Source organism: Indolivaga capnocytophagoides DSM 22835, assembly GCF_000426485.1.
GTDB lineage: Bacteria > Bacteroidota > Bacteroidia > Bacteroidales > Dysgonomonadaceae > Dysgonomonas_A > Dysgonomonas_A capnocytophagoides.
This window is the reverse complement of sequence record NZ_AUFL01000031.1, coordinates 1-7,197: the sequence shown is the minus strand read 5'-3', so window position 1 is coordinate 7,197 and position 7,197 is coordinate 1. Positions and strand designations below refer to the sequence as shown.

The window sequence follows — 7,197 nt, the reverse complement described above, 5'->3', positions numbered from 1 at the left end:
CCGGTCGTGCTACATGAGAAGTCGCTTTTATAGCGGCTTCTTTCGTTTGTAGATCTTTCGTGTACTGCATTGCAAGCACATTTTGGGTGCATTATAGATACATTCAAAATACATCAGAAGTACATTGCTTTTCGGACTTATTTCGTACTTTTGGATAATGTCCTTTTAAAAAAGTCCGAAAATGAAAAATATCGCTATTCGTTTTAGATTCGATAAAGAAAATAAAGCAACAAAAACCAAAACTGGGTTATTGCAAATTGAGGTAAGGGAATTAGGTACTAAAGACTGCGTTTTGCTATCAACCGGAATCAAATTATATAAAAATCAGTATTCGTCTAGCATGGGTTTCACCTGTAAAAATCACGAATTAGCGGATGCTATAACCGATCAGGCTCATTCTATAAAGAACGAAATACATTCTTTTGCTTTATCTGAAAATTGTAAAACTCTGAGAGACGTTAAAGGATGGAAAGATAAATCAAGTAAGGGGTTGCTATTTCCATTTATTGAACAAGAAATGCAGGGAAGAGGGATGGAATATAATACTCTAAAGGCTCATCGAACTTTGTTGAATAAATTAAAAGAATTCAATCGAATCAAGACGTTTAAAGATGTTTCCTTGATTAATATAACTGAATTCGATAAATGGATGAGACCGGGAATAAGCAATGTCACGATCAATAAAATGCACGCATTATTCAAAATGTACATAAAAATAGCGTTAACTAAAGGTCTTTTAGAATCAAATCCTTATGATCGGTTTACTCCACCTAAAGCAAAAAATACAGATCCAGTATTTTTGATTGAATCAGAAGTTGAAAGGTTGAAATCTGTAAAAAACTTGGATGATAAATTAGATAGGGTGAGAGATTTGTTTTTGTTTCAATGCTATACTGGCTTAGCTTATGCCGATATGCAATCTTTTTCACAACAAGATATACAAGAACTAGGTGGCAAAGAAATAATAAGAAGTTCTCGAATAAAAACAGATGAATCTTTTATTCTGCTATTTCTGCCCGAAGCCAAAGAAATCGCAGAAAAGTATAATTACCAATTACCAAAAATAAGTAATCAGAAGTACAACGATTATCTAAAGTTGCTTATCGTACATCCAAAAGTCAAAATAACCAAAAAGGTGACTACTCACACAGCTCGTCACACTTTTGCAACATTTCTTATAAATAAAGGAATACCGCTTGAATCTGTATCGAAAATATTAGGACACTCTAATATAAAACAGTCTCAACATTACGCTCGTCTACTCGGTAAAAAAGTAATCTCTGATATGTCGGTGCTTTTAGGTGAAAAAGAATAAGCCGTCCAATCTCACGACTAAAGCAAAGATTCATTAACTTTATTTAAGACATAAATAGTTCAAACACGTTTTTAATCTGATTTTTAAAATTTACTTTTGCATTCAACTTTATAACGCAATAAATTCAAAGCACCGTACAAAAACCAAATAAACTAAATGGAGCAACGTATGGAATCAAGCTATAAAAATTACATTATGGCTTATTGCTAAGAAAAAATAAACCCAGTAGTAGGATACTGGGTTTTGCTTTATGTCCTACCATAAAGCTTATAAGGGGGTGTCCCCGAGAGAAAGGAGGTGTTTTGAATGTGCGATTATAAAGTTGAAAATGGTGTAACTATGAAGCTTATTTACTGTAGATACATCCGGAAGAACGGAAAAACCATTTATCCTAAAAATGGAAAATTCTTTAGATTTTGGGTGCCCGTAGATAGCGCAGCCTAATTATATTGTTTGAATGTGGAGTGTCCTACCATTCCACATTGTTTATATATAACAATCAGGATTATCGAAAGTTCTATATCTTAAACACCATCTTCGTAAAGAAAGCAAATATCTTACCTCTGTATTTTATTCCGAGATATAAAGCCAGTGCAACTAATACAAGCGATGTAAACCAGATGCAAGCTTCCTGATACCATTTAAGTTTGTTTACTTCGATTGTATCACCTTTAATGGGATAAGGTACTCGGATAGTATCATTGATAAATATCGAATCTCTTACTAATTTATCCTTATATATCTTTTGATACTTATTTAAGAAAACAGTGTCATTTCTTGAATAAATAAAAACAGAATCAAGAATATGAATAGAATCTTTTAATAACCGATCCCGATATTCGGTCTTTACACTTTCAACCGGCACATACAAAGTTTTACTCTTGCATCCCGAAAACAAGCCTACCAATCCAATAAAGAGGATGATCAGGCAAATGAATATGTAAATACGTTCTGACTTTTTCATAATGCTACTTTAAATAAATCGGGTTGTAAATTTTTTCTATGTTCCGCTTTCCGGTCTTCTCCTTTTTCGAAATACTCATCGTCAATCTCGAAGCTGATACAATCTACTCCGAAATTTATACAAGCTATATCAGTAGAAGCCGAACCTCTGAACGTATCTAAAACTAAAGGTTTGGGCTTATTGGGCTCAACTTTACAGACCAAAGCTAGAAGCCTTTCGATAAGTCTTACAGGCTTTTGGGTAGGATGATGCCTGACGTACCTATCATAAGGACATCTAATTATAGATTTTTCAACTTGTCCATCCTTGAACATCTGCATTACCATACAGCTAACATTTACCTTTCTAGTGGAATTAGCTGCAATAGTAACCGATTCCTTTTGACGAATTACATTATCCCGATAAGGGTTGCCATCAATAAGATATTGTTGTACAGACAACAAGTCTTTTTGGTTGCCCAGTATAGAAGCTAGCCTCCTCACATCACCGCAAATAGATTCAATATCGTGTCCTTTCATTTCCAAATAAGGCACTTTCACTTTATTGATCGTTCCGTTTCCTCTGGTGTGAATAGATACAGTTTCGTGAGTTCTACTTAGTTTTAAAGCAGGCGATGTCACATACTGCTTATCCCATACAATTTCTTCCTTGAAAGTAAACCCCATATCTGCAAGAATAGTATTCCAACGATAGAAAGAAGTACCACGACCAAATAGGATAATAAAGCCGTCTCTTTTAAGTATTCGTTTAACCTGCTTGAAATATTCGGATTCATCAAAAGGTCTGTCAAGTTTCTGGTTCTTCAAATACAGATACGGGGGGTCGGTGCAGATAACATCGACTGATTCATCAGGCAGGAGTTTCATTAATTCAATGCAATCTCCTTTATATGATTTGTTGCGTTCTAATATCATACCTCAAACTTTAAATCATTAATTCTATTCAGCCATCCTTTTCGGAATTTCTTATTTGCAGGACGAGCTTGTATAATCCGATCTATATAAGCGATCCTTTCAGCTTTGATTGCTTCGAATAACTCTTTCGTATCACGGCTATTTACAGCTTCAATGGTTTTAGGTCCTACAATTCCATCAATAGTAACACCCAGTATCTTTTGAGGTAACTTGATGCCGTATGCACCCGAAGCCCATACCCAATCGACAAGGATGTTAGCGACTGATTGATTCTTTATCTCGTCAGCTTTCCATTTATCCCAGTACATTGTTTTAAGAATATCTTCCCACTGTTCCTGAGTAAGATTCTTTAATCTTTCGATGGTTGGCTTTGGATAACCTTTCTTTCGGCAATAAGCTTCATAAGTGCCGATTGTTACACCCTTGTTGGTAGCACCGCCCAGATCATCCGGATCATTAACAAAACCACCTTCCCACTTTAGGATAAAGGGTACTATTTTATTTACATCAGCCATTATTATCCTCCTTTTCTTCTACATCGATCAAATCCGTTTTCTTACCAAAGAACTTCAAGAAATTGACTTTAATATTCTTTCCTCTGGCTGTAAAGTAATTTTTGAATATACTCTCTAGCTCAATTCCATATATGACAATGAGTATGATAAAAGGCAGAAGATCTATTTCGAAAGAGATAAAAGCTTTATCCAATGTGTATGCAAGAATGATCCACATGATATAATCGCATATCTTTTGAAGTGTCCGGCGAATAGCTCTTGATTTTCGTACTTCTTCTTTCAGGTACTTGGCTTTTTCTACTCCAAACTTTAAATCTGCCATTGTCAAAACAAAAGCTGTTAACATTAGCCACTTGGCCCAGATAAAGAACTCGAGCAAGCCGGTTAAAAACTGATCGGTTGTTACGTTTTCCATTTACTTTTTACTTATAGATAAATACTTTCTGAATTCATATTTTTTACGATACTTGAGATAACTCAGATCTTTTTGCTTTCTATATGCCTCCCTTTCGAACGATATATTGAGATAAGCTTCTTTACTATCTCGGTACTGAAATAACCTTACTATCCACTCGATACCATACCATAGATAAAAGAATACAAACAAAAGCTCTTTCATTTGGGCCGTATGGATCCGTTCGTGATTCTCTGTTACCTTTGATAATGGTTTAAACTCTTTACGGGCAAAGATGATCCCGAAAAGGTTAATTGCTACATAGCCTTTGAGAGGAAGGCATTTGTTATAGATTACTTTCATTATCCTATTACTTTTACATATTTACCGAATATGCCACATAGCATATATTGAATATTCGGATAGTAATACCCGTCAGATTCTTGTCCGTTTCCAAAATCAACTGTATTTGATCTTCGTTGGGGATGCCATCCGTACATAACTCCGTCTATGATCTCCGTCTTTCCTACAATACTTATATCTACAAACTGAGAATGTAATATAGACTGATGATACAGTCCTGATACAGGTGTAGTATTTGAATCGGTATTCAGAGTGGCCGTAACGAAAGTATCGTTGTTGAATCCAATGTTATCATCAAATGCGCAGTAGGTTATTCCGTACCGGTCAGCTATCTTTCTTGAACTGTTATTGTATAGCGATCTGGATTTATGCCAGTGGGAACATAAGACAATGTTACACTCTTTACCCCCTGTTACATCTGCCTGTCCGTTAATATTTAGCTCTATAGTATATTCAGCGCACCATTGCCTGTACTGCTTGATAATGTAATCAAATACTTCTCCTCTATTTGCAAACCCGTTTGTTTTATAGTGATCTATGGTATTTGATTTATATTTAGATTCACTGATAAACACATCATAGTTATGAGAATGGAATAACGCAAAAACCTTTACATCCTTGAATATGTCTACGCCATTTACCATAAATAGACTACCGTGCGGCTTTGTCTCATCGGCATCGAGCATCCGTTGTGCAACGTTGATATCAATACCCGATCCACCTACCGACTGATTTACGGCTTCCAGATTATTTTTCAAACAGAACAGTTCAAACCATCCGTTTTCACTTGATGCAAAAGACGCTCCGGTGAGCATTATCTTATTGCCTGATTTGACGCTGACAGCTTTACCCAGATTATATACAGGTGTATAAAGAGTACTCATTACGTATATACCCGTAAAGCCATATCTGTTGGTGAAATATTTAGCATATACATCCCAGTCAAAATCAAAAGAAAGATGAAGAACGTTGTTGTCCAACTCGTAATGCCGCTGCCCTGTAGGCAGGACTGTTTCTTCCGGCACAGAAAACTCATAGATTACACCTGAACTTATCTCCTGTACATAGAATATAGGATATCCGCTTGTCGTACTGTATCCGAACTGCCTTAATTGAAATCTGCCTATGTGATTACTTGTATAAGACTGCAATTTCAAGTTGGAGATACAAAGCATCAGATTTACATTTGCTTCTGTACGGACACTTGCAGATAACATACCTCTGGATATGGACATATCATTGAAATTGCTGTATCTGGCATCTTTAGATTTTGCAAATAATCTGTTTGCCCCTACTGATCCATATCTGTTCGTGAATAAGGAATTATACAAAGTCCAATTGAAGTCAAAGACGAAACGGACTCCATTGAAGAAATAATCATAATGCAGTACTCCGCTATCCGGCTTAGCTATAGCAAATTCCTGATAGAACTGTGCCGAATCGTTTTCTCTGAGCCAATAAAACAATACTTTATTGGAAGAAGTAGAGAATCCCTGTTGTTGCATGCGAAAAGTGTTACTACCTGTAGGATCATGTATCTCCAGATTCTGAATACATTGGCTGATCTTTATTTCGTCCGAAGAAACAATACTGGAAGCAAGATAGCTTTCATGTATGGAAGCTATATCCGTATAGTTAATAGAATTGTTTAAATAGGCAGCTGTAGAAATAGTCAATACCATTTCAGACTCACTGTCTATTGCTGCAGAAGTCCAGTCAAGAGTACTCCTTATCTTATTGAAATCCAAATCGAGATAAGCATATGAAGATTCATCAAAAGCCTTAATGCCCTTAAATACCCCATTCGTTAACTCTGTACTTAATACAGAACATTTAATATTATCAGTATCTCCTGATCTCCTGATCCGAAAAACAGGCTCAGTTCCGGATGCAGTTCCTCTGACAATAGAGATATAATACTTTTCAGATATATTGTTTGTATATATTTTGACTGTATTGACACAAAGCATGCGTTCAAACCAACTACCTGTAAATTCCTGCCAGCGGGAAAAGAGGTTTCTGTATTCTCCGACTGTTGTATCAAGCCATGAGGTAGATACCCCCCAGCTGCTTGTACTTGCCCCTATAAAAAGATCCGTCACCCATTTACCGCTCGCAAGCTTATAGGTAACTCGTTGTCCGATACCTCTGAGTGTAGACGGTACTGCATTACGGGCTGATGTTGAATCTTCATAATCGTATTTAGCATTGAGCTGTGAAATATTGATTAGTTCAGTTCGGGAGGTTTTCTTACTAACCAGATCCTGACTGCCGGCAAGAGTTGATGAAGAGCCTTCATCGCTGGTTACTCCAAATAATGGAGTCATATTGGAAAAAGAGATTCTTTTAGTTTCTATAGGACTACTATTTTCATCATAACCTAAAAAAGTCATGCCATCAGGGCTAGTTACCTCAGGCAACTCAGATCCTTTAATCACTTCTATCTCTGAACTATTTACTATATCAGCCATCTTAATTAATTATTAAACCATTACTATTTTCCGTCAATAGGACTGCGAGAGATTCCGCACCCAATATTTTCAATCTGGGAATACCTACTATTTCATTATAAAAATCGGATTGTTCAACCTCTATTTTGTACACATAAAGAGGGTACATATATTGTATCTTTGTCACTTGCGGAGTAGATCCCTCACTCCTCACATAACTTTCTTCATCTACCCAGATATCAGACAGCGAGAATATCAGATTAAGCTTTTCAGCAGCCCATA

Annotated in this window: 8 protein-coding genes; 1 reads left to right on the top strand and 7 read right to left on the bottom strand. The window is 36.1% G+C overall.

The annotated features are described in order from the left end of the window. The first annotated feature begins 181 nt into the window (after positions 1 to 181). Positions 182 to 1,315 (top strand): site-specific integrase, encoded by a 1,134-nt coding sequence (locus K322_RS19440; protein ID WP_051290801.1) that lies wholly within the window; start codon positions 182 to 184, stop codon positions 1,313 to 1,315. A gap of 517 nt (positions 1,316 to 1,832) precedes the next feature. Here K322_RS19440 and K322_RS0113290 read toward each other — a convergent pair. The 7 genes from K322_RS0113290 to K322_RS19435 form a co-directional block, all read right to left on the bottom strand. Then, complete coding sequence (locus tag K322_RS0113290) at positions 1,833 to 2,279, bottom strand: hypothetical protein (RefSeq protein WP_026627322.1); 447 nt, start codon at positions 2,277 to 2,279, stop codon at positions 1,833 to 1,835. Next, complete coding sequence (locus K322_RS0113285; protein ID WP_035332116.1) at positions 2,276 to 3,193, bottom strand: DNA-methyltransferase; 918 nt, start codon at positions 3,191 to 3,193, stop codon at positions 2,276 to 2,278. The genes K322_RS0113290 and K322_RS0113285 overlap by 4 nt, the downstream gene beginning before the upstream one ends. Beyond that, the gene (locus K322_RS0113280) at positions 3,190 to 3,708 is read right to left on the bottom strand and encodes a glycoside hydrolase family 108 protein (RefSeq protein WP_026627320.1); all 519 of its coding nucleotides are present in this window, start codon (positions 3,706 to 3,708) and stop codon (positions 3,190 to 3,192) included. Before K322_RS0113280 ends, K322_RS0113285 begins: the two co-directional genes overlap by 4 nt. Then, the gene (locus K322_RS0113275) at positions 3,701 to 4,123 is read right to left on the bottom strand and encodes a phage holin family protein (protein WP_026627319.1); all 423 of its coding nucleotides are present in this window, start codon (positions 4,121 to 4,123) and stop codon (positions 3,701 to 3,703) included. Before K322_RS0113275 ends, K322_RS0113280 begins: the two co-directional genes overlap by 8 nt. Further along, entirely contained in the window at positions 4,124 to 4,465 is a 342-nt protein-coding gene (locus K322_RS0113270; RefSeq protein ID WP_026627318.1) for a hypothetical protein, read from the bottom strand. It abuts the gene before it with no gap. Then, on the bottom strand, positions 4,465 to 6,936 hold the full coding sequence (locus K322_RS0113265; protein WP_026627317.1) for a DUF5040 domain-containing protein: 2,472 nt from the start codon (positions 6,934 to 6,936) through the stop codon (positions 4,465 to 4,467). The genes K322_RS0113270 and K322_RS0113265 overlap by 1 nt, the downstream gene beginning before the upstream one ends. Position 6,937: 1 nt before the next feature. After that, on the bottom strand, positions 6,938 to 7,197 hold a 260-nt coding region (locus K322_RS19435; protein WP_035332114.1), incomplete at its 5' end, for a hypothetical protein.